24 protein-coding genes are annotated in these 26,579 nt (G+C 33.4%); 17 read left to right on the forward strand and 7 right to left on the reverse strand.

The genetic code is table 11. The features are described 5' to 3' along the window. Window positions 1-2 precede the first annotated feature (2 nt). Complete coding sequence (gene gltB / locus ABD935_RS04500) at window positions 3-4,517, reverse strand: glutamate synthase large subunit (RefSeq protein WP_345190445.1); 4,515 nt, start codon at window positions 4,515-4,517, stop codon at window positions 3-5. Window positions 4,518-5,011: 494 nt separating this feature from the next. Here gltB and ABD935_RS04505 point away from each other — a divergent pair, with 494 nt between their 5' ends. The 4 genes from ABD935_RS04505 (at window position 5,012) to ABD935_RS04520 (ending at window position 8,191) form a co-directional block, all read left to right on the forward strand. Further along, window positions 5,012-6,019 (forward strand): outer membrane beta-barrel protein, encoded by a 1,008-nt coding sequence (locus ABD935_RS04505; protein ID WP_345190446.1) that lies wholly within the window; start codon window positions 5,012-5,014, stop codon window positions 6,017-6,019. Between the two features lie 83 nt (window positions 6,020-6,102). Next, window positions 6,103-6,441 (forward strand): P-II family nitrogen regulator, encoded by a 339-nt coding sequence (locus ABD935_RS04510; protein ID WP_345190447.1) that lies wholly within the window; start codon window positions 6,103-6,105, stop codon window positions 6,439-6,441. A 23-nt stretch (window positions 6,442-6,464) separates the two neighbouring features. Next, complete coding sequence (locus ABD935_RS04515) at window positions 6,465-7,685, forward strand: ammonium transporter (RefSeq protein WP_345190448.1); 1,221 nt, start codon at window positions 6,465-6,467, stop codon at window positions 7,683-7,685. 167 nt (window positions 7,686-7,852) lie between these two features. Beyond that, entirely contained in the window at window positions 7,853-8,191 is a 339-nt protein-coding gene (locus tag ABD935_RS04520) for a P-II family nitrogen regulator (RefSeq protein WP_345190450.1), read from the forward strand. Window positions 8,192-8,280: 89 nt separating this feature from the next. Here the strand turns inward: ABD935_RS04520 and ABD935_RS04525 are convergent, their stop codons facing one another. After that, window positions 8,281-10,872 carry a phosphoenolpyruvate carboxylase gene (locus ABD935_RS04525; protein WP_345190451.1) on the reverse strand — a complete coding sequence of 864 codons (2,592 nt, stop codon included), beginning with the start codon at window positions 10,870-10,872 and terminating at the stop codon, window positions 8,281-8,283. A 300-nt stretch (window positions 10,873-11,172) separates the two neighbouring features. Here ABD935_RS04525 and ABD935_RS04530 point away from each other — a divergent pair, with 300 nt between their 5' ends. The 3 genes from ABD935_RS04530 (at window position 11,173) to nadB (ending at window position 15,840) form a co-directional block, all read left to right on the forward strand. After that, window positions 11,173-12,981: a hypothetical protein gene (locus ABD935_RS04530; protein ID WP_345190452.1), complete on the forward strand. Its 1,809-nt coding sequence runs from the start codon at window positions 11,173-11,175 to the stop codon at window positions 12,979-12,981. Between the two features lie 353 nt (window positions 12,982-13,334). Next, a complete protein-coding gene (gene nadA, locus ABD935_RS04535) occupies window positions 13,335-14,261 on the forward strand; it encodes a quinolinate synthase NadA (RefSeq protein ID WP_345190453.1) in 927 nt (308 codons plus the stop codon). A 1-nt stretch (window position 14,262) separates the two neighbouring features. Beyond that, window positions 14,263-15,840 carry an L-aspartate oxidase gene (gene nadB, locus ABD935_RS04540; RefSeq protein ID WP_345190454.1) on the forward strand — a complete coding sequence of 526 codons (1,578 nt, stop codon included), beginning with the start codon at window positions 14,263-14,265 and terminating at the stop codon, window positions 15,838-15,840. Window positions 15,841-15,881: 41 nt separating this feature from the next. Here the strand turns inward: nadB and ABD935_RS04545 are convergent, their stop codons facing one another. Next, on the reverse strand, window positions 15,882-16,214 hold the full coding sequence (locus tag ABD935_RS04545; RefSeq protein WP_345190455.1) for a single-stranded DNA-binding protein: 333 nt from the start codon (window positions 16,212-16,214) through the stop codon (window positions 15,882-15,884). 251 nt (window positions 16,215-16,465) lie between these two features. On the opposite strand from ABD935_RS04545, the gene ABD935_RS04550 reads away from it, so the two are divergent. From ABD935_RS04550 to ABD935_RS04570, 5 genes are all read left to right on the forward strand, one after another. Beyond that, window positions 16,466-16,975, forward strand: coding sequence for a DinB family protein (locus ABD935_RS04550; protein WP_345190456.1), 510 nt, complete (start codon window positions 16,466-16,468; stop codon window positions 16,973-16,975). Between the two features lie 14 nt (window positions 16,976-16,989). Continuing rightward, window positions 16,990-17,520 carry a GNAT family N-acetyltransferase gene (locus ABD935_RS04555; RefSeq protein WP_345190457.1) on the forward strand — a complete coding sequence of 177 codons (531 nt, stop codon included), beginning with the start codon at window positions 16,990-16,992 and terminating at the stop codon, window positions 17,518-17,520. A 2-nt stretch (window positions 17,521-17,522) separates the two neighbouring features. Next, the gene (locus tag ABD935_RS04560; protein WP_345190458.1) at window positions 17,523-17,873 is read left to right on the forward strand and encodes a hypothetical protein; all 351 of its coding nucleotides are present in this window, start codon (window positions 17,523-17,525) and stop codon (window positions 17,871-17,873) included. 1 nt (window position 17,874) lies between these two features. After that, on the forward strand, window positions 17,875-18,120 hold the full coding sequence (locus ABD935_RS04565; protein ID WP_345190460.1) for a hypothetical protein: 246 nt from the start codon (window positions 17,875-17,877) through the stop codon (window positions 18,118-18,120). Window positions 18,121-18,225: 105 nt separating this feature from the next. Continuing rightward, complete coding sequence (locus ABD935_RS04570) at window positions 18,226-18,474, forward strand: hypothetical protein (RefSeq protein WP_345190461.1); 249 nt, start codon at window positions 18,226-18,228, stop codon at window positions 18,472-18,474. A gap of 120 nt (window positions 18,475-18,594) precedes the next feature. Here ABD935_RS04570 and ABD935_RS04575 read toward each other — a convergent pair whose 3' ends face one another. After that, entirely contained in the window at window positions 18,595-19,059 is a 465-nt protein-coding gene (locus ABD935_RS04575; RefSeq protein WP_345190462.1) for a CBS domain-containing protein, read from the reverse strand. A 256-nt stretch (window positions 19,060-19,315) separates the two neighbouring features. Between ABD935_RS04575 and ABD935_RS04580 the strand changes: the two genes are divergently transcribed. Next, window positions 19,316-20,029 carry a hypothetical protein gene (locus ABD935_RS04580; protein ID WP_345190463.1) on the forward strand — a complete coding sequence of 238 codons (714 nt, stop codon included), beginning with the start codon at window positions 19,316-19,318 and terminating at the stop codon, window positions 20,027-20,029. 287 nt (window positions 20,030-20,316) lie between these two features. Here ABD935_RS04580 and ABD935_RS04585 read toward each other — a convergent pair whose 3' ends face one another. Further along, the gene (locus ABD935_RS04585) at window positions 20,317-20,835 is read right to left on the reverse strand and encodes a hypothetical protein (protein WP_345190464.1); all 519 of its coding nucleotides are present in this window, start codon (window positions 20,833-20,835) and stop codon (window positions 20,317-20,319) included. Window positions 20,836-21,153: 318 nt separating this feature from the next. Between ABD935_RS04585 and ABD935_RS04590 the strand changes: the two genes are divergently transcribed. The 4 genes from ABD935_RS04590 to ABD935_RS04605 all read left to right on the forward strand — a co-directional run bounded on the left by ABD935_RS04590 (window position 21,154) and on the right by ABD935_RS04605 (window position 25,427). Next, on the forward strand, window positions 21,154-22,125 hold the full coding sequence (locus tag ABD935_RS04590) for an NAD-dependent epimerase/dehydratase family protein (RefSeq protein ID WP_345190465.1): 972 nt from the start codon (window positions 21,154-21,156) through the stop codon (window positions 22,123-22,125). An 82-nt stretch (window positions 22,126-22,207) separates the two neighbouring features. Then, window positions 22,208-22,798, forward strand: coding sequence for a HupE/UreJ family protein (locus tag ABD935_RS04595; RefSeq protein ID WP_345190467.1), 591 nt, complete (start codon window positions 22,208-22,210; stop codon window positions 22,796-22,798). A 608-nt stretch (window positions 22,799-23,406) separates the two neighbouring features. Beyond that, entirely contained in the window at window positions 23,407-23,838 is a 432-nt protein-coding gene (locus tag ABD935_RS04600) for a deoxycytidylate deaminase (protein ID WP_345190468.1), read from the forward strand. Further along, complete coding sequence (locus tag ABD935_RS04605; RefSeq protein ID WP_345190469.1) at window positions 23,838-25,427, forward strand: S41 family peptidase; 1,590 nt, start codon at window positions 23,838-23,840, stop codon at window positions 25,425-25,427. Before ABD935_RS04600 ends, ABD935_RS04605 begins: the two co-directional genes overlap by 1 nt. Before the next feature lie 104 nt (window positions 25,428-25,531). Here ABD935_RS04605 and ABD935_RS04610 read toward each other — a convergent pair whose 3' ends face one another. Both ABD935_RS04610 and ABD935_RS04615 read right to left on the reverse strand, forming a co-directional pair. Beyond that, window positions 25,532-26,137 carry an NAD(P)-binding domain-containing protein gene (locus tag ABD935_RS04610; RefSeq protein ID WP_345190471.1) on the reverse strand — a complete coding sequence of 202 codons (606 nt, stop codon included), beginning with the start codon at window positions 26,135-26,137 and terminating at the stop codon, window positions 25,532-25,534. Between the two features lie 190 nt (window positions 26,138-26,327). Next, the gene (locus ABD935_RS04615; protein WP_345190472.1) at window positions 26,328-26,528 is read right to left on the reverse strand and encodes a hypothetical protein; all 201 of its coding nucleotides are present in this window, start codon (window positions 26,526-26,528) and stop codon (window positions 26,328-26,330) included. Between the last annotated feature and the right edge of the window lie 51 nt (window positions 26,529-26,579).

The raw sequence follows: 26,579 nt of genomic DNA on the forward strand, positions 1-26,579 counted from the left end.
TGCTATGCTATTTCTAATTCTTCAACCATTACTTCTCCTTTTGCTAAACGTGCTAATGCTTTCTTGTATTCCGTAGGCATTACTCTAACAAAATGTTTTAAGCTGTTGTCCCAATCCATTAATAATTTTCTGCCAAGATCACTATCCGTATATAGAACATGTTTCTCAATCCACCCTTTTAAGTCGGCAGCATCCTCGGCTAAAATATCTTCAAAATCGATAGTTTCTGTATTGCACAATCCGTTTACAAATTTGTTTTCTGGATCGTATACATAGGCAATACCGCCACTCATACCTGCAGCAAAATTTCTACCTGTACTTCCAAGAACGATTACTTTACCTCCTGTCATGTATTCGCAACAGTGGTCTCCAACACCTTCAACAACCGTAGTTGCTCCAGAGTTACGAACTGCAAAACGTTCGCCTGCAATACCGTTAATATAAGCCTCTCCTTCAACCGCGCCAAATAAGCATACATTACCAACTATAATGTTGTTTTCTGCAATAAAATCTGCTTTGACTGGTTTCTTAATAATCAGTTTTGCTCCGGATAGACCTTTACCTAAATAATCATTGGTATTTCCTTCAAGGTTGAACGTCAATCCGTGAGCACCAAATGCTCCGAAACTTTGACCTGCTGATCCTGTGAAGTTAATGTTCAATGTGTTTTCTGGTAAACCTAAGTGGCCGTGCGCTTTAGAAATTTCGTTACTTATAATAGCACCAACCGAACGGTCTATATTATTAATAGGGAATTCTAAAGTTGTTGGTACTTTATTTGTTATTGCTGTTTTAGAATGTTTTAAGATTGTAAAATCTAATACATTAGCTAAATTATGGTCTTGTTTTCCTGTATTCTTAACAGTCATCTCATTATAAGCTGCAGGTCTGTGTAAGATTGAGGATAAATCCAATCCTTTTGCTTTATAATGTGTAATGGCTTTATTGGCATTTATTTTATGAGTTTGACCAATCATTTCATCCATGGTTCTAAACCCTAACTGTGCCATAATACCTCTTAGCTCTTCAGCAATATAGAAGAAGAAATTAATAACGTGTTCTGGTGTGCCTTTAAAGTTTTTACGTAATTCTTTATCTTGAGTTGCGATACCTACTGGGCAAGTATTTAAATGACACTTACGCATCATAATACATCCTGAAGCTACTAATGGTGCTGTGGCAAATCCGAATTCTTCGGCTCCTAATAAACAAGCAATTGCTACATCACGACCTGTTTTTAATTGGCCATCACATTCTACAACAATACGTGAACGTAAATCGTTTAATACTAATGTTTGTTGTGCTTCTGCTAATCCAAGTTCCCAAGGAAGACCGGCATGTTTTAAAGATGTTAAAGGAGAAGCACCAGTTCCGCCATCATAACCTGCAATAAGTACAACATCTGCTTTTGCTTTTGATACACCTGCAGCAATAGTGCCTACACCAACTTCTGAAACTAATTTTACATTAACTCTAGCTTCACGATTTGCATTTTTTAAATCGTAAATTAACTGTGCTAAATCTTCAATAGAATAAATATCGTGATGTGGTGGTGGCGAAATCAATCCTACAAAAGGTGTTGAATTACGTGCCGCAGCAATCCAAGGCAATACTTTTTCGCCCGGTAATTGACCACCTTCTCCAGGTTTTGCACCTTGAGCCATTTTTATTTGAATTTCTCTAGCATTCGTTAAATAATGCGATGTAACTCCAAAACGACCTGAAGCTACCTGCTTTATAGCAGAGTTACGGCTATCGCCATTGGCATCAGGAATAAAACGTTTTCTATCTTCTCCACCTTCACCAGAATTGGATTTCCCTCCAATTCGGTTCATGGCAATGGCTAAATTTTCGTGCGCTTCTCTTGAAATGGATCCATAAGACATGGCTCCCGTTTTGAAACGTTTTACGATATCTGTCCAAGGTTCTACTTCATCTATAGGAATTGGATCTAAATTATCAAACTCAAATAAACCACGAATGGTCATTAAGTTTTCAGCTTGATCATTAACCGCTTTTGCGTAAACATTATAACTGTCTTGGTCGCTCAATCTAACTGCTTGCTGTAATTTAGCAACGGTTGTTGGGTTGAACATGTGGCGTTCACCATTACGTCTCCATCTATAATCGCCACCAATATTTAGTCCTAGACGTTTATCGATATACGTATCTGGATATGCGTATTTATAACGTTCTGTTATTTCTTTTTCAATTTCATATAAACCAATACCTTCAATTCTTGAAGCGGTATATGGGAAATATTTTTCTACAAATTGCGAGTTGAAACCAACAATTTCGAAAATTTGAGAACCTCTGTACGAGTGTAGCGTAGAGATCCCTATTTTATTCATGACTTTTAAAATACCTTTTCCAATAGCTTTATTGAAATTATCAACGGCTTTTTGCTCGTCCATACCAGTAATGAAGCCTTCTTTAACTTGCATTCTGATTATTTCGTTTACCATATAAGGGTTAACAGCACTTGCGCCATAACCAAATAAGGTAGCAAAATGATGAGGCTCACGAGGTTCTGCAGATTCGATAATAATGTCGAAATATGAACGCTTGCGTAAACGGTTCATTTGATGGTTAACATAAGAGCAAGCTAATAAAGATGGAATAGGAGCAAACTCCTTATTTACACCTCTATCTGATAAGATAATAATGTTAGTTCCTCTTAATAAAGCTTTTTCTATTTGTACAATAATATCATCTAAAGCATCTTCAAGTCCGTTAAGGCCTTTCACTTTTGGGTACAACATCTCGATAGTTTCAGCTTTAAAGCTTTCTACGGAAATATTTCTTATTTTTTCTAAATCGGCATTAGAAATAACAGGGTTTTGAATTTTTAGTTTTCTACACTGTCTTTCTGTAATGCTAAATATATTTCTATCTTTTCCTAAAGATAAACTAATATCGGTTACAATTTCTTCACGAATTCCATCTAAAGGTGGATTGGTAACCTGTGCGAATAATTGTTTGAAATAGTTTGAAATTAATTGAGGTCTATCGGATAAAACAGCCAAAGGCGTATCAATACCCATAGAACCTAAAGCTTCTTTACCAACAACTGCCATTGGTGTGATAACTTCTTGAATATCTTCGAATGTATAATTAAATAAACGTTGTCTTGTTTTTATATCGATAGTCTCGATAGGGCACGTTTCATTATTATAAGGAATGTCTTTTAAATGTAATCTTGTTTTGTCAAGCCACTCTTGATATGGTCTTTCTGAAACAATTTTACTTTTAATTTCTTCATCATTAATAATACGTCCCTCGTTCATGTCTACCAAGAACATTTTTCCTGGCTCTAAACGTCCATGGCTTTCAACGTCTTCTGGAGCAACTTCAACGACACCAATTTCTGAAGACATGATTAATTTGCCACTTTTTGTAACCGTATATCTTGAAGGTCTTAAGCCATTACGGTCTAATAATGCCCCTACATAATCGCCATCTGTAAACGGTACAGAAGCAGGGCCATCCCATGGTTCCATTAGGCAAGCGTTATATTCGTAGAACGCTTTACGCTCTTTAGACATGGTTTTGTGTTTCTCCCATGCTTCAGGAATCATCATCATCATGACTTCAGGTAATGAACGTCCTGTATGCGTTAATAATTCCACAACCATATCCATAGAAGCAGAATCTGACTTTCCTGGTAATATAATAGGGAATAATTTATCTATTTGAGGTCCGAAGACATCACTTTTCATTATTTCTTCACGAACACGCATTCTACTTACGTTACCTCGCAAGGTGTTAATCTCACCATTCTGGCACATGAAACGGAAAGGCTGTGCTAACTCCCATGCAGGCATGGTGTTGGTTGAGAAACGCTGGTGCACTAAAGCTAAACGTGTTACTAAATCTTCTTGTTGTAAATCTGTAAAGTAAGGCCCAATATCTTCGGGCATTATAATACCTTTATATATTAAGGTCGTATTAGATAAGCTTGGCAAGTAGAAATAATCACTTTGGGACATTTTTGAATTTCTAATGGCATGCTCTGTAATTTTACGAGCGGCATACAGTTTAGCTTTAAAAATGGCTTCGGTAATGGCTTCGGTTTTGCTAATGAAGATTTGCTCAATATTTGGTTCGGACGCTAAAGCTATTTCTCCTAATTGCGAAGAATCTACAGGAACTTCTCTCCATCCTAAAATAGAAAGGCCTTGTGCTTTAATTTCTTTTTCAAAAACAGCTTTACAAAATTCATATTGGTTTTCAACTTTAGGTAAAAACACCATACCTACAGCATATTCTCTTTGTTCAGGAATATCAAATTTGCAAACACGTTTAAAATAATCGTGAGGAATATCAATCAATAAACCAGCCCCGTCACCTGTTTTTCCATCTGCACTAACACCGCCTCGGTGTTCTAATTTCACTAGAATTTCTAGCGCATCATGAATAATTTGATTTGTTTTCTCTCCTTTAAGATTACAAATAAAACCAGCGCCACAGTTTTCGTGTTCAAATTCTGGTAAATAAAGTCCTTGTTTCTTCAGCATAATCGTTTAAAAACTTGAGTTGAAAGGTAAAGATAGGCACTAGAACTTGAATTACAATAAAGGGTATTTCATTATTTCGATTTTTGAAGTTATCACGAGTTAAAAATAATTATATATCAATATTATACAGGTTTATTAATAAATATTCAATGCTTAAATTTTAGTAATATATAAGGATATATGAAATAGTTATAAAGAATAGTGGAATTAATGAAAATAATAGCATATAAACTTAGAAAATACTGACAATAATTCAATTAAGGGTGTTGTTGAAAAATCAAAAAAGATATAAATAAACTGAATACCTATAAAAAAATAGGGTAAAAACTGAAATTTTGATAAAAGTAAGTCAATTGACCCTATTTTTTATGGGGGTTAAAGTTTTTTGCCATAGTTTCGCCTCGTTCTTAAGGAAAATGTAGGTCTGAAAAACACTAAAAATAAAAACTAATTAATTAGGCCTATTTAACTAATAACTTAAAATGAAAACAATTATGAAAAAATTTATTACACTTTCAATGCTTTTTATGGCAACAGCGTTATTTGCTCAAGAAGAAGCTACAGAAAAGAAACTTTCAATTAGTGGTAGTGTTGATACTTACTACAGAACAGTACTAACAGCATCAGATGCTTTAACACCAGCAACTGAGTCTTCATTCGCTGATCAAACAGGGTTTGCATTAGGTATGGCAAATATTATTGCTTCTTATGAAGGAGAAAAAACAGGAGTTGTTGCAGATTTAGCTTTTGGTACTAGAGGTTTACAAGCTGTAGGTGGTGGTACTGATGTATTCATTAACCAATTATATGCATACTGGAATGTATCTGAAGGAACAACTTTAACTTTAGGTCGTTTTAATACGTATTTAGGGTATGAAGTAATTTCTCCAGTTGGAAACTTTAACTACAGTACATCTTATATGTTCTCTTACGGGCCTTTTAGTCATGTTGGTTTAAAAGCTGATTTTGCTTTATCTGATGATTTTAGCTTAATGACAGCTATTATGAATGTTACAGATGTTAACAACAATACTACTGGTGATTATGCTTTAGGTGCTCAATTAGGGTATTCTGGACAATTCTTAAACTTTTATTATGATGGTGGTGCAGGAATTGGATTTGAAATAGATTATACAGGTGGTTTTGATTTGTCAGATGATTTCTTTTTAGGTATAAACGCAGCTTATCAAGATAATGATGGTGCTGGTTTTTATGGAGCAGCATTATATCCACAGTTAGCAACTTCTGATTCATTTACTATCGGTTTAAGAGGAGAGTATTTTCAACAATTAGAAGATGGTGGTGTTTTAGCTAACTTGTCAGCTGATGAGAGTATTTTAGGTCTTACATTAACAGGTAGCTATACTTTAGAGAACTTAATTATTAAGCCTGAATTACGTTTAGATAGTGCTTCTGAAGAATTGGCTAACTTTCCAGATAGTGATGGTTTAGCATCAAAAAGTTTAGCAGCATTTACTTTGGCTGCGATTTACTCTTTCTAAAAAAAAAGAAGAAACATTCCTGAACTATAAGTTCAGGAATGTTTCTTATTCAAATTAACTAATCAATAAAACATATATATAATATGAAAAAAATTGAAGCAATTATTAGAAAATCCAAATACAGTGCGGTTAGAGATGCCTTGCACAATGTTGGAGTAAACTTTTTCTCTTACTGGGATGTTACTGGTTTAGGAAATGAAAAAGAAGGTCATGTGTACAGAGGAGTGTCATATAGTACAAGCGATATTCAACGTAGACACTTATCAATCGTTGTAAATGATGATTTTGAAGAAATAACCGTTAAAACGCTTCTTGAGGCTGCTAGTACAGGCGAAGTTGGAGACGGTAAAGTTTTTGTATCGGATATCAATGAGTGTTACAGAATACGAACAGGAGAAAAGGGTGGAGACACTTTAAAATAATAACATTAAAATAATTTAAAATTATGGAAGGATTATTTACAGCTAATAACGTATGGATGATGGTCTGTACGGCACTCGTTTTCTTTATGCATACAGGTTTTGCATTTCTTGAAATTGGGTTAACAAGACAAAAAAATACAATCAATATTTTATTTAAAAATATTTTTATTATCACAGTTGGTCTATTGCTATACTATTTAGTAGGATTTAACTTGATGTATCCAGGTGAATTCAATGGGTTTATTGGGTCAATTGTTCCTGGTATCGGGGCTCCAGAAAATGGAATGACTCCAGATTATGCTGACGGAGGTTATACTTGGTGGACAGATTTCTTATTTCAAGGTATGTTTGCTGCTACTGCTGCAACAATTGTATCAGGAGCTGTTGCTGAACGTATGAAAATTGGATCATTTATGATTTTTACTGTAATCTACGTAGGGTTTGTTTATCCAATCGCAGGTTCTTGGAAATGGGGTGGTGGATTCCTTGATGAATTAGGATTCTACGATTTTGCAGGTTCTACTTTAGTGCATTCTGTTGGTGGATGGGCAGCTTTAGTTGCTGTATATTTATTAGGTTCTCGTATCGGGAAATTTAAAGACGGTAAGCCACAAGCTATTCCAGGGCACAATATTCCATTAGCTACTGCAGGTGTTTTAGTACTTTGGTTAGGATGGTTCGGATTTAATGGCGGGTCGGTACTTTCTGCAGATCCAGAATTAACATCATTAACTTTAGTTACGACATGTTTGGCCGCTGCTGCGGGTGGCGTAGTTGCTATGTTAGTGTCATTCTTGAAATATAAGAATTTAGATTTAACTATGTTCTTAAATGGTATTTTAGGTGGATTAGTGGGTATTACAGCTGGGGCAGATGTTATGACTCCTGAAAGTGCTATATTAATTGGAGCTATTGCAGGAGCGCTTATTGTATTTGCAGTTAGTTTTGTAGATGCTATTAAGTTAGATGATCCCGTTGGTGCTATTGCAGTACATTTAATTTGTGGTATTTGGGGAACTTTAGCTGTTGGAATATTTTCAACTAACCCAGATCATACATTTATGGCACAATTAACAGGTGTAGCTTGTTATGCTGTATTTTGTATTACAACTTCATTTATTATCATATTTACTCTTAAGAAAACTATTGGAATAAGAGTTTCTGAAAAAGAAGAATTAGAAGGATTAGATGCACATGAACATGGAATGGATGCATATCCAGATTTCAGGTTAAATGAGCATTAAAATTTAGTTTAGTTAGTTTGTGTTAAAAAGGGTGTTTTGCTTTATGTAAAACACCCTTTTTTTTGTTTAATTGGTATTACATCATAACCCATTAGAATCATGTCAATACTTTGAAATATTGCTAATATTTTTTACTTTTATAGAAAGTAATTAATAATTAGGTCATCATGAAGAAAATAGAAGCCATTATAAGAAAGTCGAAGTATAGTGCAGTTAAAGAAGCCTTTCATGACGTAGGGGTTAATTTTTTTTCCTATTGGGATGTTACCGGGATTGGAAACGAAAAGGAAGGGCATGTGTATAGGGGTGTTTCATATAGCACCAGTGATATCCAACGTAGATATCTCTCAATTGTTGTAAGCGATAGTTTTGAAGATGCTACAATTAAGGCTATTATTAGTTCTGCTGGAACGGGGAATGTAGGCGATGGCAAAATTTTTGTTTCAGATATAGAAGAATGCTATAGAATTAGAACAGGCGAAAAAGGTGCAGATACTTTGAATTAATGATTTCCTCCATATCAGTTCTATAAAAAAAAACGCTTATCCTGGATATAGGATAAGCGTTTTTTTGGGTTTAAACGTAATGGTTCTAATTAAGCAGAATTTCTACTAGCATTAATATTACCAAATAAAGAACGTGTTACAATCTTTTCAAATATTTTCTTTTCTTCGTCATCAATAGCAACACCGGCTTTTTCTAATTCTTGAATCTTTTTAAGTGCATACTGTTGTATGGTTAGTAAGGGCAGGACTATAGATTCTCTAACTTCAATAGAGGCTTTTCCAGAAGGTTCATTTTCCATTAATTCTTCGTAGCCTGTTAGTTTAAGCAGTAACCTTTTAGTGGTAAGATATTCTGTGTAAATAATAGTCCAGAAATCTCCAAATTCCTCATCTTTAGACATGTACTTTGTTAAATCGAAAAACGATTTGGTTAAAGACATCATGCTGTTTTCTAATAGGGTTTTAAAGAATTTAGAGTTTTTATAAAGTTGTTCAACTTTGTGAAATTCACCTCTGTCTTCATATTGCTTTAAAGCAGTGCCTACGCCGTAAAATCCAGGAACATTTTGTTTTAATTGACTCCATGATCCAACAAAAGGTATCGCTCTTAAATCTGAAAACACTAAGCCTTCAGAATTACCTCGTTTTGAAGGTCTACTGCCTATATTAGTTTTAGCATAGTATTTTAAAGTACTCATGCGCTCTAAATACGGAATAAACATAGGGTGGCTTTTAAAGTCCTTGTATGTTTGGTAGCTTGTTTCAGCTAAATCATTCATAACAACTCTGTCCTCATCAACCAATTGGTTTTTTTCTTTACCAATTCTGTTAGAAATACCTGAACTTATTAATTGTTCTAAGTTGTATTGAGACGATTCTAAAGTTCCAAAATTAGAGCTAATAGTTTGTCCTTGTATTGTCAATTGTACTTCTTTGTCTTCAATTGTTGGTCCTAAAGAAGAGTAAAATTGATGTGTTTTTCCGCCACCACGAGCTGGAGGGCCACCACGACCATCAAAGAATATAGCGGTAATATCGTATTTTCTAGACATTTCTGTAAGCAATTCTTTGGCTTTGTAAATACCCCAGTTTGCCATTAAATAACCACCATCTTTAGTGCCATCAGAAAAACCAAGCATAATAGTTTGCTTGTTGCCTCTGGCTTTTAAGTGCGCCATGTATTCTGGGTTGGTATATAACTGTTCCATAACACCAGGTGCATTTTCTAAATCAGGAATAGTTTCAAATAAAGGAACAACATCAACCGTTAATTCTTCCTTAAACGCTACTATTTTTAGCATAGCAAAAAGTTGCATAACGTTCAACGCTGTTTGGTTGTTGCTTATAATGTATCTATTGGCTCCTAATTCACCATTGCTTTCTTGGATATCTTTAATAACAGAAATAGTTTTTAAAGTGTTATAAACCATTTCATCTTCAAATACATCTAAATCTGTAATATTATCATTGGCTTTTGATAAGATTTTAATTTGCTCGCTTTCAGATAGATCATTGTAATTATCTGGGAAAGATGAATTGCCTGTTGCAATTAAATGATCTATTACGGTTGAAAAAACAGCGTGGTGTATTCTGCTATCTTGTCTAATATCTAGGGTTGCAAAATTATAGCCAAAGAGGTGCACTCTATTAATTAGGTCATTTATTTCATTCTCGTAAAGTGAATGGAAATCTTTAACAACCAGGCTTCGTATGCTTAATAACTCTAAAATAAGTTCCTTAGCGGTAATTGCTTTTTTAGTTTTTAAATTGATGCTGTAATTATAGAGTATGGTTTCTAATTTTACGATGCGTTCTTCAACACCTCTAAAAGTAAGTTTTCTTCTTAAGTTTTTAAGGTCAGTATAATATTTTTTAAGTATGGCTTTTTTTAGTTTCTTAGCAACCTTTAAAGTTGTGTCTGGCTTAACAAAAGGGTTTCCATCTCTATCGCCACCTGGCCAAAATCCAATATTTATAATTTCATTATGCTTCCTGCCGTCAGAATAGATATTGGTTTGTATGTAGTTGTATATTTCTCCAAACGATTGGTAAAACACGTTTTCTAAGTACCAAATTAAGCTTTTTGCCTCGTCATAAGGAGTTGGTTTTTTGTGTTTAAAGAACGGTGTTTTTCCTAACTGCCCAAATAAATTATTAATTTCAGATAAGTTGTTGTCTTTAATAGCCTCGGTTAAATCTGTAATAATCCCTAAAACAGAACCTGGGTAAAATTGTGTTGGGTGCGCCGTTAAAACAATACGAACTTTAAACTCTTCTAGATAATTTTGTAATTCTTCTAAAGTATTATTAGCAATTGCAGCACCTTTAAGGTTTCTTAAAGTACCAATACCGTCCATATTGTTTACTACTGGGAATGCAGCATCTTCAATAGCATCAAATAACACCACTTGTCTTTCAATATATTGGATGAATCTGAAAAGTAAGTTTATTTGGCTTTGTTTATCCCGGCGTGCTTGATATTTTTTAAAAAATGCCTCAACTATGGTTGTTGGGTCGTCACCTTGTTCAAATCCTTTTTTACAAGTTTCATGAAATAAAGGGAGGAGTACTCCAGTTTTTGTTACGGAATCAAAAGGTAAGGTCATGAATATACTGTTGTATATCTGATATTTTGACAAAACATTTTGATTGAATCGTGCTATTTTTGGTGCTACAGACATGGTATCGTTCTATTGAAAATTAACGATAAAAATAGTGAAGCTTAAATTAAAGAGCGAAGTCATCTCGAAGTTTTATCAATTTTTGTTGTTTGATGAATTCTTATTAAGAATAATTAAAAAAAACAGCATCTATCCCCGTATCTTTCTAATTAAATCATTGCTATAAAAAGGAATATTTTTATTTTTCAATAAAAAAGCCATAACTCAGAGCATGACAAATGTCATATTCTATACTTGTCAGTCATTCTATCTTTGCACGTTAATACCGTTCAAAAATTAAATGGTGTAAAAATAACAATTATGAAAAAAGCACATTCGTTTCACATTCCAGTAATGGGTATTGGTTTTACAATCGATACGCCTTTAAAAGTGGCGCAGTATGGTATGGATTCTGTTATTTCTTTAGTTGATGATATTCTTCTAGAGAAACTAAGAAAAATGTATAGTGAAAAATTTGAAGTTCCTTATAATGAGATTACAGATAAGATAGATGATTTTAGAGCAAAAAGAATTACATCTTATTTGAATTTGATAAGTGATTTGGCTCATGAAAAATTTGAATCATTAAAGCATATTACTTCCGAAAAAAGTGATGAGCTTCTTGCCTATATCAATATGCTTCCCAACAGTTCTAAATTAAAAACCGAATATTTAAAATTAACGGAAAAAGGTTTTAATGTTTCTGATGTTAAAAAGTGGGCTGTCAATAATTTAACTATGGGGAATATTGATGTTAATATTATGACCAAAGTTGATAAAGACAATTATAAAAAGGATGAAAAACTACCTGTAGAATATAATGATGCACACGCTGCATTAAGAGGCTTTGCGAATAGTAAATTAAATTCTTCGGTAGTGCTTTCTGCAGGAATGAATCCTAGGTTGTACGCCTATATGTCTCAATTTGATGATTTTTTTCCAGATGAAAACGGCGTCTTTAAAAAGCGTATTATTTTAAAGGTAAGTGATTATAGGTCAGCACTAATTCAAGGTCGGTTTTTAGCAAAAAAAGGCTTGTGGGTTTCAGAATATAGAATTGAGTCTGGGCTTAATTGTGGCGGACATGCATTTGCTACAGATGGTTATCTTTTAGGACCTGTTTTAGCAGAATTTAAAGAAAAACGTAACGCGTTAAAAGACGCAATTCAAGACGTGTTGAACCAAGAGCTTTTAAGACAAAACCGTAGTGTTCCAACAGATGGATTGTCTATTGAAATTACGGCTCAAGGAGGCGTGGGGACAGAAGAAGAACATGCTTTTTTATTAGACCATTATAATTTAGATTCTGTGGGTTGGGGAAGTCCTTTTTTATTAGTTCCAGAAGCCACAACAGTGGATGACGTTACTCTTAATAAATTAACAAAAGCCACCGAAAAGGATTTGTATTTAAGTGATATTTCTCCACTAGGTGTGCCATTTAATAATCTGAGAGATAACACAAAAGATGCAGAAAAGGAAGCGAAGATTAATAAAGGCAGACCAGGCAGTTCTTGCCCAAAAAAGTTTGTAGCATTAAATAAAGAGTTTAAAGAAACGGGTATTTGTACGGCGTCTAGAGAATATCAATTTTTAAAAATCAAGGAATTGGAAAGTCAAGAGCTTTCGCCAGAGGTATACCAAAAGGAATTCAATAATATTATTGTAAAATCGTGTACTTGCGTTGGTCTTGGCACTTCTGCTTTGTTAGCTTATGGATTAGATACTAAAACTGAAGGTAAGGGTGTTTCCATTTGCCCAGGGCCAAATATGGCTTATTATTCTAAAGTTATGAGTCTTGAAAATATTACCGATCATATTTACGGAAGAGCAAATATGGTGTCTAGGGCAGACCGGCCAAATCTATTTGTTAAAGAATTGCATATTTATATTGACTTCTTAAAAAACAAATTAGAAGATGCTAAAATTTCTATGAATAAGAAGGAAGAGAAGTATTTGCAAACCTTTACTAATAATATGAAAATAGGTGTTTCCTATTATCAAGATTTGTTTAAAGGTGTTAAGGATACTTTTGAAGATATTAAAACAGCTGTTTTAAATGAATTGGAACGAAGTGAAGCGGTCTTGAATCAAATTCAAATAGATATTCAGAATTTAGCGGTTAAAGCCTAAACGTTGATTTATGTATAATGGTTTTCTGAGTACATGACAGAAATCAAAATGTGTCACATTGAGTGCAATCGAAATGCTTTTGAAGTCGATATTTCCAAATGGCTTCGACTGCACTCAGGCTGACACCCAACGTGCTATCAGTTTTTGTCATGTCATAAAAACGGTTTTAGTAATTATTAAAGCGTTTAGTTAACAATAGTTTAATAATTTCATAAAAAGGTTAAAGGTCTTTAATTCATGGGTTTTTTTAAATGAATCTCATTTCATTAAAATTTTTAATTAAGATATTTGCATTAATAATTTGGTTATATTGAACCAAAGTTTGTTTTTGTAATTATTCTGAAGATTTTAAAATGGATTTAGTAAAAGAAATACAACGTCTTAAAAAAGAAAAGAACGCAGTTATTTTAGCACATTATTATCAAGTGCCAGAAATACAAGATATCGCAGATTATGTAGGGGATAGTTTAGGCTTATCGCAAAAAGCAGCCGAAACAGATGCCGATATGATTGTATTTGCAGGGGTGCATTTTATGGCAGAAACGGCCAAAATTTTAAGTCCTGAAAAAACAGTTGTGTTGCCAGACTTAAATGCAGGGTGTTCGTTAGCAGATTCTTGTCCGCCAGAAGATTTTGAGAAATTCACTAAAGCACATCCTGATCATGTGGTGATTACTTATGTTAATTGTTCCGCAGAAATTAAGGCGTTAACTGATATTGTTTGTACATCATCAAATGCTTTAAAAATTGTAAATTCAATTCCAAAAGAGACCCCGATTATTTTTGCCCCAGATAGAAACCTTGGACAATACATTATCAATGAAACGGGAAGAGACATGTTGCTTTGGGATGGGAGCTGTATAGTTCACGAAGCGTTTTCTATGGATAAGTTGATAGAGCTGCATAAAAAATATCCAGATTATAAAATTATAGCACACCCAGAGTCAGAAACCCATATTTTGGATACTGCAACGTATATTGGGTCTACTTCTGGAATGATAAATTATGTAAAAGAACATCAAGATCAAAAATTTATTGTAGCAACTGAAGCTGGTATTTTACACAAAATGCAGCAAGAAATGCCTAATACAGAATTGATTCCCGCACCAGCAAAAGAAGATAATACTTGTGCTTGTAGCGAATGTCATTTCATGAAAATGAACACACTTCAAAAATTATATGACTGTTTACTTAATGAGTCCCCACAAATTGATGTGGAGGAAGCCATAAGAGAACGCGCTTTATTGCCTATTGAACGCATGTTGGAGTTATCAAAATAATATGGTGACTACAGATTATTTAGTAATAGGTTCTGGAATAGCGGGGTTAACATTTGCGGTTAAAATTGCAGAACAATTTCCAGATAGAAACGTAGTTATTGTTACCAAAGCAAGCGAAGACGAATCGAACACTAAATATGCACAAGGCGGTGTTGCAGTAGTTTTAAACAAAGAAGAGGATTCCTTTAAAAAACATATAAAAGATACTTTAATAGCAGGAGACGGTCTTTGTAAAGAAGCTGTTGTAGAGATGGTGGTTAAAGAAGGTCCAGGCCGATTAAAAGAGTTGTTGCTTTGGGGTGCAAATTTTGATCTTAACGATACTGGTAAATTTGATTTAGGTAAAGAAGGTGGTCATTCAGAATACAGAATTGTACACCATAAGGATATAACAGGTTACGAAATTGAACGCGCCTTGTTAAGTAGGGCGCATCAATTATCAAATATTACTTTACTACCATATCACTTCGCAATCGATTTAATAACAAATCATCATTTAGAGCGTGAGAAACCTAAAAGCGATGCTTGTTATGGTGCTTATGTTTTAGATCAAAAAACAGGACAAATTTTCACTATTAAAGCGAATAGTACCTTGTTAGCTTCTGGAGGTATTGGCTGTGTTTATGGGCATACTACAAATCCGGTTATAGCCACAGGAGATGGTATTGCTATGGCCTATAGAGCCAAAGCACGTATTAAGGATATGGAGTTTGTGCAGTTTCATCCCTCTGCTTTATATGAAGCAAAAGGTGAATCCTCTTTTTTAATATCTGAAGCCGTTAGGGGTTTTGGTGCCTATCTTAGAAATAAAAAGGGTTACAGGTTTATGCCAGATTATGATGAGCGTGCCGAATTAGCATCACGAGATATTGTGTCTCAAAGTATTGATAGCGAATTAAAAAAATCAGGGGAGCCTCATGTGTATTTGGATTGTACGCATTTGGATATTGATGCCTTTAAAAATCACTTTCCAAATATTTATAAAAAATGTTTAGAGCATCATATTGATATAAAAATCGATTGGATTCCTGTAATTCCAGCTTCTCATTATTTGTGCGGTGGTATTAAAGTGAATAAAAAAGGTAAAACAACCATCGATAATTTGTTTGCCTGTGGCGAATGTTCTAGAACAGGGTTGCATGGCGCTAATAGGCTTGCTTCTAATTCCTTATTAGAAGCTTTGGTTTATGCACATAATATCTTTAAACACCATTCTAAAAACGATTATGAATCTTTAAATATTAACATTCCAGATTGGAATGATGAAGGGACAGTTATTCCAGAAGAGCATATTTTAATACAGCATAACCTTAAGCAATTACAAGCCTTAATGCGGAATTATGTGGGCATAGTAAGAAGTAATAAGCGTCTAGAAAGGGCCATAAAGCATTTGGATTTGATATATAATGAAGTAGAAGATCTTTATAAAGAATCTAAAATAACCACATCACTTTGTGAACTGAGAAACATGGTTAATGTAGCGCATTTAATTATTCAGCAATCTTTAGATAGGACTGAAAACAAAGGCGGTTATTTTAACATTGATAATATGAAAAAAATAGAAGAGACTCTATTGTAGAGAATCTCTTCTAAGTCTTTCTTTGGGCAAAAAAAGGTTATCTATTTACCAAGCATCAACAATTCACTACAAACCACTTCTGTAATGTATCGTTTGTTACCCTCTTTATCATCATAACTTCTAGAGGTTAGTTTGCCTTCAATAGCAATCTCTTTTCCTTTGGTTACATATTTTTCAATAATTTGAGCCGTTTTTCCCCAGGCAACTACATTGTGCCATTGGGTGTCTGTAATCTTTTCACCTTTATTATTGGTGTAGCTTTCATTTGTAGCAATATTAAATTTTGCTAAGGTTTTTCCTGATTCTAGATTGATGATTTCTGGATCGTTTCCTAAGTTACCAATCAACTGTACTTTGTTTCTAAGTGTGTTCATAATTTTAAATTTTTATCGTTAAACAGTTAATGCATTGCCTTGAACTCGTTTCAAGGTCTTTTTAATTTTACTTAATTGTCGTTTTGTAAATAAGTTACTGAAACAAGTCCAGTATAAATTCGACACTGCAAAGATGCATCAGCTTCCAAATTTTATTCGGTTATTACTTATTTAAAATCGTTTGTAAATGTTTGTAGTCGTTTGTAAATGGATAATTTTTATGTATATTGGCATCATAATTATTTGAAAACATGACCGTTGAATCCATAATAAGTCAATTAGAGCGAAACAGGAACGTATTTGAAACTCTTCTAACAGGCATGAAAGAAGATCAATATTTTTGGCGGCCAGCCCCAGATACATGGTGTTTACTTGAAATAGTTTGCCATTTATTTGATGAAGAACGTGAAGATTTTAGAGCTCGAGTCAAGCATACTCTTGAAAATCCATCCGAAGAATTGATACCCATAAATCCTGAAGGTTGGGTTGTTGAACGGGATTATGTTTCTAAACATTATAAGGAAACACTAAAGGCGTTTTTATCTGAACGTGATACCTCTATAATATGGCTAAAATCATTAAATAATAAAAATTGGGAACTGGCAGTTAAACACTCAGTACTTGGTGATCTATCTGCTAAATTATTTTTAAATAATTGGCTGGCTCATGACTATTTGCATTTGCGCCAAATAATTAGATATCAATATTTTTACTTAAAAGAAAACAGTGGGACTAATTTGCAATATGCCGGGGATTGGTAGAAAATAAAGAAGACATGAAATTGCATATAGAAACCGAAAGGCTAATTTTAAGAGAACTTAGGTTAACCGATTTAGAAGGTATGTTCGAACTCGATTCTAATCCTTCTGTTCATAAATATTTAGGAAACAAACCAGTTAAAACCAAAGAAGAATCTCAAAAAATATTAGGTAGTATTATCAATCAATATAAAGAACGTGGTATTGGTAGATTTGCAGCTATTGAAAAATCTTCAGGCCATTTTATTGGCTGGTCCGGGATACGACTTAATACAGAATATAACATGAATGGCCATGTAAAATATTATGATGTTGGTTACAGGCTCATATCAAAATATTGGGGAAAAGGCTATGCGACTGAATCCGGAAAAGCAGCCGTAAATTATGCGTTTAGGATTCTAAAATTACCTGAACTATTTGCAATAACCGAAATAGGTAATCAAGCATCGCATAACGCGTTATTAAAAATCGGATTAGAATATGTAGAAGACTTTTATTTTGAAGAAGAAAAACTAAACCTTCGTTGGTATAAAATAGAAAACAAATAATTATGCAAAAACAATGCTTAGAGTGTGGCGATAAAATTATAGGCAGAATTGATAAAAAATTCTGTAGTGATGGTTGCAGAAACGCCTATAACAATAAAGTAAATAAGGATAGTAAAAATTTAATCCGAAATACAAACAATCGACTTCGCAAAAATTATAGAATTTTAGAAAGCTTAAATCCAAATCAAAAAACAAGAACCTCAAGAGCAAAACTTATTGAGGCAGGTTTCGATTTTAATTACTTTACAAGTATTTACACGACCAAAGCTGGAACTATATATTATTTTGTCTATGACCAAGGTTATTTGCCTTTAGAAGGTGATTACTATGCATTAGTAAAAAGAGAAAGCTAATTTGGAAGAGGTTCTGTTGTTTCTAAAAGAAAATTTTAATGTATTAATTCCAGTTGCTATGTTTTCTGCATTTGGAGCAATAGCTGTTGTAGCTCATTATTTTAGCAGTAAGAAAATAATGCTCCGTGAGTTTAAAAAAAGCAGAAAGAAATCTATTAATAGTATTAGGGAAACCGAATATGCTAAAGTTATAGGAAAAGCAAAACATGTAAACGAACCTTTAATAGCGCCTTTAAGCGGCAGGTAATGTGTTTATTATCATGTTGTTGTAGAAGTAAAAGGGGGTGAAAGCTGGAGAAAAATTATAAACGATGAAAAAGCGCAGGATTTTTTTATTGAAAGTAATTCTGAAATGGCTATTGTGAAAATTTCAGGAATACAAAAAAGTATGAGACGATTGTTTTTAGTAAAAGATTACAAGCGAAATTCTGGATTTAGATATGACGCTCCAGAAAAATTAAAAGCTTATTTAAAGCAACATAATAAAAAAAGTACTGGTCTTTTGGGTATTAATAAAACCATACGTTATACAGAAGGTGTAATAGAACTGAATGAACCCATTCCATTGCAGTTAAAGGAATTGCTAAATGGAAAGTTTTAAAAAATGCTATTGAAGGCTATTCCTATTCAAAAATATTAACACTAGGGGGCACAAAAAAAGAAAAGCTTTTGATTACGGATGAACCAAAAGCTTTATTGTGGGTAATTGATAGACTTTAGTCTATTTCCAATTTTGTCCTTTCAATTTCATGGCTGCTTTAAGTACATCTTTCTGACTTATTTGTCCAACCAGTTTGCCGTTTTCTACAATAGGGAATCTACGGCGTTTAGCTTCTAAAAACTTATTGGCAGCATCAAAAATATTCATATTACCATCAATGGTTTCAACATTCATAGCCATATGCTTTTCAATGGTTTTGTCTTGCATGGGCATATTATAATAACGGCTTTCGCTAATTTGTTTTATACAATCACCTTCAGATATGATCCCAATCAACTCATTTTTGTCATTAACTACCGGACCACCAGAAATTCTGTTATTAATTAAAGCTTGCATAACGCTTTCAATAGTCTGGTCTGGAGTAAATGTTATCAAATCCCTGGTCATATAATCCCTAACCGTTAAAGAGGTGTCGTCGGTTGTATTTTGCTGTCTTCTAGCCCCTTGAAAACTTTTTATTCCCATAATTTATAAATATTTTAATCTTAAATATACTTATTTAATTTTAGATTTCCTAAATAAATAAGCTTTTAGATTTAATAAGTTCTTGTATTTGGGCTTTTGTAAACTGGTTATCAATATTTTAAAATGTTCAAGATATTTGGGTTTTCACATCCTAATTTAATAGATTATTCACATCTCTTAAAATAAATTAGCATTCTTTTAAGGGTTTAAATATTAATTTTTTATAGTTTTAGCCCACAAAAAATAAACATTTAAGATGAAAAAATTATTTGGATTGCTTTTATTGGTAAGTAGCTTTATGTTGAGTGCTCAAACGAGCTCAGAATTAATAGCACATTATGAGACTTATTATAAGCAAATGAGGGCGCAAGGAGATGTGCAAGGGATTATAAATGGGATGACACATTTAAATATATTGTCGCCTTCTCAAGCAAGAGAAGATACATTAGCTTACATATATATGAATGAAAACAAGTTCATGCAAGCACTTAACACCATTGGAATTGAAAAAAACGCTACGGATTCTGATATTTCAGTTGAGGTTAAAGCCATATCGTTAAAATCTGTAAAGCAGCCAAAATTAGCAATTGGATTCTTCGAGGAATTATTTAAAAGAGGGCCAAACGCATTGATAGCTTATGAATTGGCAGAGCTTAGCATGCAAATTCAGAATTTAACTGAAGCAGAAAAACATATTGCTTATGGTTTAGCAAATGCTAAAGATGATGAGAAGAAAGCGTTTTATGAAACTCAAACCCCTTATGAGGTGCCTTTGAAATCAGCTTTTATGTATTTAAATGCAATACATATTTTTAATAAGGATAAAAAAACAAATATTGATGCAGCAGTTGATGTTTTGGATGCCGCTTTAAAAACAGCACCTAACTTTAATTTAATTCAGTTAACAAAAAATGAGTTATTAAGACAAAAACAAGTCTTACAAACTCAAGCAGCACAGTCTAAAAACTAATAACTTTAATATATAAGCAAAAAGGTCGGTTCTAATTTAGAACTGACCTTTTTGTTTGAAATACAATTATTTGGGGCAAGGTAAACTCATGCTTTTACTTAATGGCCATTTTTGCCAACTAATAAACAAATAAAACAGAAAGGGGGTAAAAAGAATATAATTAACACGAATAAAAAATCTTTAGATTTTTTAAAAATTAGTGTAGATTACTTTTGTATTTAATCCATAATAAACAAAAGATTAGTGTATTCATGGCATTTTTAATAAAGTATGCGTTTGCCAGTTATTTATGGTTTTTCAATAGAACGACTGTCAAATTCTATTTTTTTATTCATTTGCATATTCAGATTGGAAAAAGACACCAAAAACTCTTTAATAACAGCTATAAGCTCTTCCTTACTTGTTGTAGATAAATTTGATAAACTTTCAAGTTTATAAAGTTTCGTTTCTAATACTAAAATTCTTGCCGTTATGGATGCAGAGTTAACTTGCTCTGGTATATTGCTTTTTAGTTCTTTTAAAAGTAATTTAATAACGGTTTTATTATCATTAAAAAAGCTTAAATCCCCTTTTTTAACATCTGTTATAAGATCTTGTAGTTGCGAATATTCTACCCAATCTTCAATGGTGTCCTCGGTTTTCAAATCTAAAGCATACTCAACATATTTTATTTTAGAAATGTCTTTTTCGGTTATTTCTTGTCTAATACTTTGCTCAGTGGCATCTGCAGATGTGTTTTCTTGAGTCTTTTTACAGGAAAAACATAAAATAAATAGACTAATTACAAATAAGATTTTATTGTGCATGGGTTTCATTTAAAATGATAGGATACAAAGATATAGTAATAGAACTCATTTAAACTTTTTCAATTGGCTAAAAAATTGCCCTTTAGCACCCATTTTTTGTCTTTTTTTCGTTCCGTAGCGATGCTATGCAACTCAAAAAAACCTTCAACTGGTCACAAAACGACTAATTTTCGCCTCAATCCAAAAAGTTTAATTAGTTCATAGTTTATTTTTTAACTAAATAAGACATTAGCAAATTAAAAATATTTGCACTTTAAAATGTGATATTATCAATAAAATCTTGTTAATTTTGAATAATTCTTACAATAATGATTTTAAATGGGTTCTAAAATATTAATTATTGGTGCTTGTGGGCAAATTGGTTCGGAATTAACATATAAGTTGCGACACATTTATGGTGACGATAATGTCATTGCAAGCGATATTAGTTATAGCAATAAAGAAATTGTTAATTCTGGTATTTTTGAAATTGTTGATGCCCAAGATTATGCAAGCGTTAAAACGTGTATTGAAAAATTTAAGATAGATACCGTTTATTTAATGGCAGCAATGCTAAGTGCAACTGGCGAAAAATACCCGGTCAAGGCATGGGATTTAAACACCTCGTCCTTATTTCACGTATTAAACCTTGCTAAAGCTAAGTTTATTAAAAAAATATTTTGGCCTTCTAGTATTGCGGTTTTTGGCCCGACAACCCCAACAGAATACACCCCGCAATATACCGTTATGGAGCCAACAACGGTTTACGGGATTACTAAACAAGTTGGGGAGCGTTGGTGTGAGTATTACCATAATAAATATAATGTAGATGTAAGGAGTCTGCGTTATCCAGGTATTATTAGTTGGAAAACATTACCAGGCGGAGGCACTACGGATTATGCTGTTGAAATTTATCATAAAGCTATAACCGATAAATTTTATGATTGTTTTTTGAAAACAGATACCAAACTTCCTATGATGTTTATGGATGATGCTATTAAAGCGACTATTGATATTATGAAAGCTAAACCGAGTGCCGTTAAAATTAGGTCGTCATACAATCTTGCAGCCATAAGTTTTACACCAAGAGAAGTTGCGGCATGTATTAAAAAACATATTCCGGAGTTTAAAATAGTTTATAACCCAGATTACAGACAGCAAATTGCCAACAGTTGGCCAAAAAGTATAAATGACTCTTATGCAAGACAAGATTGGAGCTGGAAACATGCCTTTTCTTTAGAGGGTATTACGGAAGAAATGCTTTTTCAGCTGAACAAAAGGTATAATGGAATTTTAAGGAAGTCTCATTAGTTCAATATAAAGCACACAATTAAAGATGAAGTTTTTATTAAAATTCTTTAGTTGTATATTTGGAACCCAAATCTTAATAATTATGCTTCAAAATTTCTGGTTTAATGTCGAATATGGTATCAATCATGTACTTGATATTAATGCTTACGACCACGTTTTATTTTTAATTGTATTAACCGTTCCTTACGTTTTTAAAAACTGGAAACGTGTCTTGTTGCTCGTTTCTATGTTTACCTTGGGGCATACGTTGTCTCTGGTTTTAGCAGCCTACAATGTGGTAACAGTAAATGCTGCAGTGGTTGAATTTTTAATACCCATCACAATATTGATTGTCGCCCTTTTTAATGTATTTACCTCTGGAAAAGGTGCGCAACGAGAAAAAGTAGGTGTTTTGTTTTTGTCTACACTATTCTTTGGTTTGGTACATGGATTAGGCTTTGCGCGCGAATTTAAAATGCTATTAGGAGACACCGATAATAAATTAGTGCTATTATTAGAGTTCGCCTTAGGTATAGAGCTGGCTCAAATCATTATTGTGTTCATCGTTTTATTTTTAGGATATGTGGTGCAAACTATTTTTAGGTTTACAAAGCGCGACTGGATTATGGTTATTTCTGCTATTGTTGTTGGTTTGGTTATTCCTATGATTTTGAATAGCGACTTTTTGTCTTAAAATTTTATTTGGGCGTTACCACAAGGGTCGGGCTATCCGTTACAATCTTTTCATGTGCTGAACTTGTTTTAGTATCTTATCAAGTGTGTCAATCACATAATAATTATATTTCAATCAAATATTTAGTAAGCACATAAAAAGGATTTCCACTGCTATCCCTAACGCGTTTGTTTGTCATGTTCAGTTCTTAATTCGAAGATTTTGTATAGTCAGCTATAAAACCTTTTTTTTTCTCTGTGAATCATTGCGAATTCTCCGAGGAACTCTGTGAAATAAGAATTTTAATAATATCTCAATCTCTAACGGGAAACCAGTTCAAGAACAAACTTTCGTAAAACTTTAACGAACTTACGTTGTAATTAAAATACGAACTAACTATATTCGTTATATTGAGTAGCGTTAAGGATAGAAGCGGCATCCTTTTTTGTGTTGTACTAAAAGTTTTAAGCAATATCAATACTTTAATGTACAGAATTCCCTTGATGAGATACTGAAACAAGTTCAGCACAAGAAAGATATAGCGTATAGCCTGACCCGAATTGTTCTAAAGTTTAAATGATAACTTAAAGCTTTGAATGAGGGTAACGCCATAATTATAAAATAAATTAATGCCAGAAAACAAACAACTTAAGTACGATAAGGCTTATTTGAGAATTGCACAGGAGTGGGGTAAATTGTCTTACTGCAACCGCAGACAAGTTGGAGCTATTATTGTAAAGGATAGAATGATAATTTCAGACGGGTACAATGGTACGCCATCAGGGTTTGAGAATTTTTGTGAAGATGATGAAGGCTACACCAAATGGTATGTATTGCATGCCGAGGCCAATGCTATTTTAAAAGTGGCATCATCAACACAGTCGTGCAAAGGTGCAACACTTTATATAACCATGTCGCCTTGTAAAGAATGTAGTAAATTAATACACCAAGCTGGTGTTGTAAAAGTGGTTTATAACAAGGCTTATAAAGACGATTCTGGATTAAAATTCTTGAAAAAAGCAGGAATTGAACTTGAATTAATCGAAGATTTAAAAGCGTAATGTCCAATAAAAAAAAATATTTCCCTTTAGTTTTAGGTGTTGCTATTGCAGCGGGCATTTTTATTGGTGGAAAATTGGATTTTACCGATTCCCCAGATAGATTATTTTCTACCAATAACAAAAAAGACAAACTAAACAGGCTTATTGATTATATCGAATATGATTATGTCGATGAGATAAATACCGATAGTATTGTTGATATTACTGTTAATGGTATTTTAGAGCACCTAGACCCTCATTCTGTCTACATTCCTAAGGATATTATGCAGAGTAATGTAGAGGAGATGCGAGGAGATTTTGTGGGGATTGGCGTTAGTTTTTATACCTATAAAGATACTATTGCCGTAATTAGGGCTATTGAAAACGGTCCTAGTGCTAAAGCAGGGATTAAAGGTGGCGATAGAATTATTATGGCTAATGGCGATTCGCTTTTTGGTAAGAATTTAAAAGATGGCGAAATTATTGAAAAACTAAAAGGGTCTTACAATTCGAAGGTAAAATTAAAAGTCTATAGAAAAGGCGAACCAGAACTTTTGGATTTTACTATAAAACGCGGAAAGATTCCTATTAAAAGTGTGGATGCGGCTTATATGCTAACCGAAAAACTAGGCTATGTGAAAATTAACCGTTTTGCTGAATCTACTTATAAAGAATTTAAAACAGGAATAGAAAAACTACAAGCTTTAGGAGCAACTGAAATGGTTATAGATTTACGAAATAACCCAGGCGGTTTTTTAGGTATTGCAGAACAGATAGTTGATGAGTTTCTTGAAGATGATAAACTGATTTTGTTTACAAAAAACAAACGTGGTAGTATTGAAAAAAGCTTTGCAACCAGCAAAGGCGATTTTGAAGACGGAAAAGTATTTGTGTTAATAGATGAAAACTCGGCATCTGCAAGCGAGATTGTTGCAGGAGCTTTACAAGACCAAGACAAAGGCACTATTGTAGGACGTCGTTCATATGGAAAAGGGCTCGTGCAACGCGAAATGGATTTAGGCGATGGTAGTGCGGTACGCCTAACCGTATCTCGTTATTACACACCAACAGGACGTTCTATTCAGCGGCCATATAAAAATGGACATAAAGATTATTACGATGAGTATTTTGAACGACTGGATAGCGGGGAGCTTTTAGACCCAGAAAACATTCAAGTAGATGATTCTTTAAAATTTACAACCCCAGCCGGAAAAATTGTTTATGGAGGTGGCGGTATTATTCCCGATGTATTTGTGCCTATTGATAATAGCATGGAAAACGAAACACTTTCCTTTTTACTGCGTCGCGGATTTTTTGGAAATTTTGTATTTGAAGAATTGGAAAAAGACCGGCATGTTTACGATAATGCTTCCAGACAGGATTTTATAGACACTTTTGAAGTGGGCGACGATTTGGTATTTGCTTTTCAAGATTACTTAAACCTAAGAACCGATTCTAAAGTCACCTTTGTGGCATATCATGAAGAAGTGAAACAGTATATTAAAGCCACTCTTGCCGATCAACTTTTTGGCAATGGTGCTTTTGAAGAAGTGTTCAATCAACGCGATATTATGATTGAAGAGGTCATTAAGTTGAGTGATGGGGAGTAGCTTTGTTATGCCGAAGATGTCAACTTGAGCGCAGTCGAAAGATTGTCTCAGTGTCTTATAAACTCAAACTGATTTCACCTTAATTCTTGTGGCTATAAAATTGTTTATACAATCTTATCATGCACCTTAACGTGTTTCCCACCATTCCAAAGCGTTAAAATATCAGTAGCCACATGCGCGCCACTTCCAGAGGCTATAGAAAATTGACTGCGCCATCCCGCCAAAATACCAGCAACATAAAGGTTGTCTTCAATTAAATGGTCGGTATTTTTTAACCAAATACGTTTTTTATCGATTGCTGCTCTCGGGTGAGGTTGGATATGTTGGTCTAATCCTTTTATGGTCATTAAATTAGTATACCCAACGGCTATAACAACAATTTTAGATTGGTAGGTGTTTTTGTTTGTTCTAACCTCAAAGTAATTATCACTTCTTGAAACTTCTAAAACTTTTTCATTTTCAATTTGCTCAATATGAGGATACAATCTTAAAAGCTGTTTTTTGCCACTTTCTAAAATAGAAGCACCAGTAGTTCCTGGAGCTAATCCTAAAACATTATTAAATAAAGCCGTTTGTAAGTGTGAGGTTTTTTGATGTGTTATAATACCAATGCTTTTGTTTGTGGCAAAAGGTTTGTCTTTAGCAGAACCAAGAACCAATGCACAAGACATACCTGCAGCGCCACCACCAATAATTAAAATATTGTACATTAAAAGTAAAATTCTCCGACCCTTAGGTCGGGTTTCCTATTCACCTCTCCTTCGGAGAGGTCAAAACTGACTTTTTTTGGCAGTTTTGGGTGGGGCAAAAATACAAAATTTCGGTTTTGGTCAAACTACCAAATCTAACTGCAAAATACCATCTCTCATTGTTTTGGAGGTAATCAGTTTTAAGAAATTTTTATTCCCCTTTTACTTTTTGTTCAATACGCTTTGAAATTCTTAAAATACCCATCATCACGATCACGCAAAGTGCTGCTGCTATTGTAATTAAAGCAATCATGCTGTCACCTTCAAAAGGTGTGTCAAAATTCACTTTCGTAAAATTAAAGATGATTAAACCTAAGGCCATTACGCTAAGAATTATGCTGAAAATTTTCATTCGTTTTAAATTTTTAATTAGTTTTTATTTCTTGTTTTAAGATAATCTTTG

It is taken from the genome of Algibacter agarivorans (genome assembly GCF_039543245.1).
In the GTDB taxonomy this organism is placed as follows: Bacteria; Bacteroidota; Bacteroidia; order Flavobacteriales; family Flavobacteriaceae; genus Algibacter_G; species Algibacter_G agarivorans.

Excerpts from the sequence above, each read along its gene's own strand:
- ABD935_RS04560 (WP_345190458.1), top strand. The coding sequence starts at position 17,523 with ATGCAAAAACAATGCTTAGAGTGTGGCGATAAAATTATAGGCAGAATT.
- nadB (WP_345190454.1), top strand. The coding sequence starts at position 14,263 with ATGGTGACTACAGATTATTTAGTAATAGGTTCTGGAATAGCGGGGTTA.
- ABD935_RS04595 (WP_345190467.1), top strand. The coding sequence starts at position 22,208 with ATGCTTCAAAATTTCTGGTTTAATGTCGAATATGGTATCAATCATGTA.
- ABD935_RS04600 (WP_345190468.1), top strand. The coding sequence starts at position 23,407 with ATGCCAGAAAACAAACAACTTAAGTACGATAAGGCTTATTTGAGAATT.
- ABD935_RS04575 (WP_345190462.1), bottom strand. The coding sequence starts at position 19,059 with ATGGGAATAAAAAGTTTTCAAGGGGCTAGAAGACAGCAAAATACAACC.
- ABD935_RS04570 (WP_345190461.1), top strand. The coding sequence starts at position 18,226 with ATGGCTATTGTGAAAATTTCAGGAATACAAAAAAGTATGAGACGATTG.
- ABD935_RS04520 (WP_345190450.1), top strand. The coding sequence starts at position 7,853 with ATGAAGAAAATAGAAGCCATTATAAGAAAGTCGAAGTATAGTGCAGTT.
- ABD935_RS04515 (WP_345190448.1), top strand. The coding sequence starts at position 6,465 with ATGGAAGGATTATTTACAGCTAATAACGTATGGATGATGGTCTGTACG.
- nadA (WP_345190453.1), top strand. The coding sequence starts at position 13,335 with ATGGATTTAGTAAAAGAAATACAACGTCTTAAAAAAGAAAAGAACGCA.
- ABD935_RS04580 (WP_345190463.1), top strand. The coding sequence starts at position 19,316 with ATGAAAAAATTATTTGGATTGCTTTTATTGGTAAGTAGCTTTATGTTG.
- ABD935_RS04590 (WP_345190465.1), top strand. The coding sequence starts at position 21,154 with ATGGGTTCTAAAATATTAATTATTGGTGCTTGTGGGCAAATTGGTTCG.
- ABD935_RS04585 (WP_345190464.1), bottom strand. The coding sequence starts at position 20,835 with ATGCACAATAAAATCTTATTTGTAATTAGTCTATTTATTTTATGTTTT.
- ABD935_RS04510 (WP_345190447.1), top strand. The coding sequence starts at position 6,103 with ATGAAAAAAATTGAAGCAATTATTAGAAAATCCAAATACAGTGCGGTT.
- ABD935_RS04545 (WP_345190455.1), bottom strand. The coding sequence starts at position 16,214 with ATGAACACACTTAGAAACAAAGTACAGTTGATTGGTAACTTAGGAAAC.
- ABD935_RS04550 (WP_345190456.1), top strand. The coding sequence starts at position 16,466 with ATGACCGTTGAATCCATAATAAGTCAATTAGAGCGAAACAGGAACGTA.
- ABD935_RS04555 (WP_345190457.1), top strand. The coding sequence starts at position 16,990 with ATGAAATTGCATATAGAAACCGAAAGGCTAATTTTAAGAGAACTTAGG.
- ABD935_RS04605 (WP_345190469.1), top strand. The coding sequence starts at position 23,838 with ATGTCCAATAAAAAAAAATATTTCCCTTTAGTTTTAGGTGTTGCTATT.
- ABD935_RS04525 (WP_345190451.1), bottom strand. The coding sequence starts at position 10,872 with ATGTCTGTAGCACCAAAAATAGCACGATTCAATCAAAATGTTTTGTCA.
- gltB (WP_345190445.1), bottom strand. The coding sequence starts at position 4,517 with ATGCTGAAGAAACAAGGACTTTATTTACCAGAATTTGAACACGAAAAC.
- ABD935_RS04505 (WP_345190446.1), top strand. The coding sequence starts at position 5,012 with ATGAAAAAATTTATTACACTTTCAATGCTTTTTATGGCAACAGCGTTA.
- ABD935_RS04530 (WP_345190452.1), top strand. The coding sequence starts at position 11,173 with ATGAAAAAAGCACATTCGTTTCACATTCCAGTAATGGGTATTGGTTTT.
- ABD935_RS04610 (WP_345190471.1), bottom strand. The coding sequence starts at position 26,137 with ATGTACAATATTTTAATTATTGGTGGTGGCGCTGCAGGTATGTCTTGT.
- ABD935_RS04615 (WP_345190472.1), bottom strand. The coding sequence starts at position 26,528 with ATGAAAATTTTCAGCATAATTCTTAGCGTAATGGCCTTAGGTTTAATC.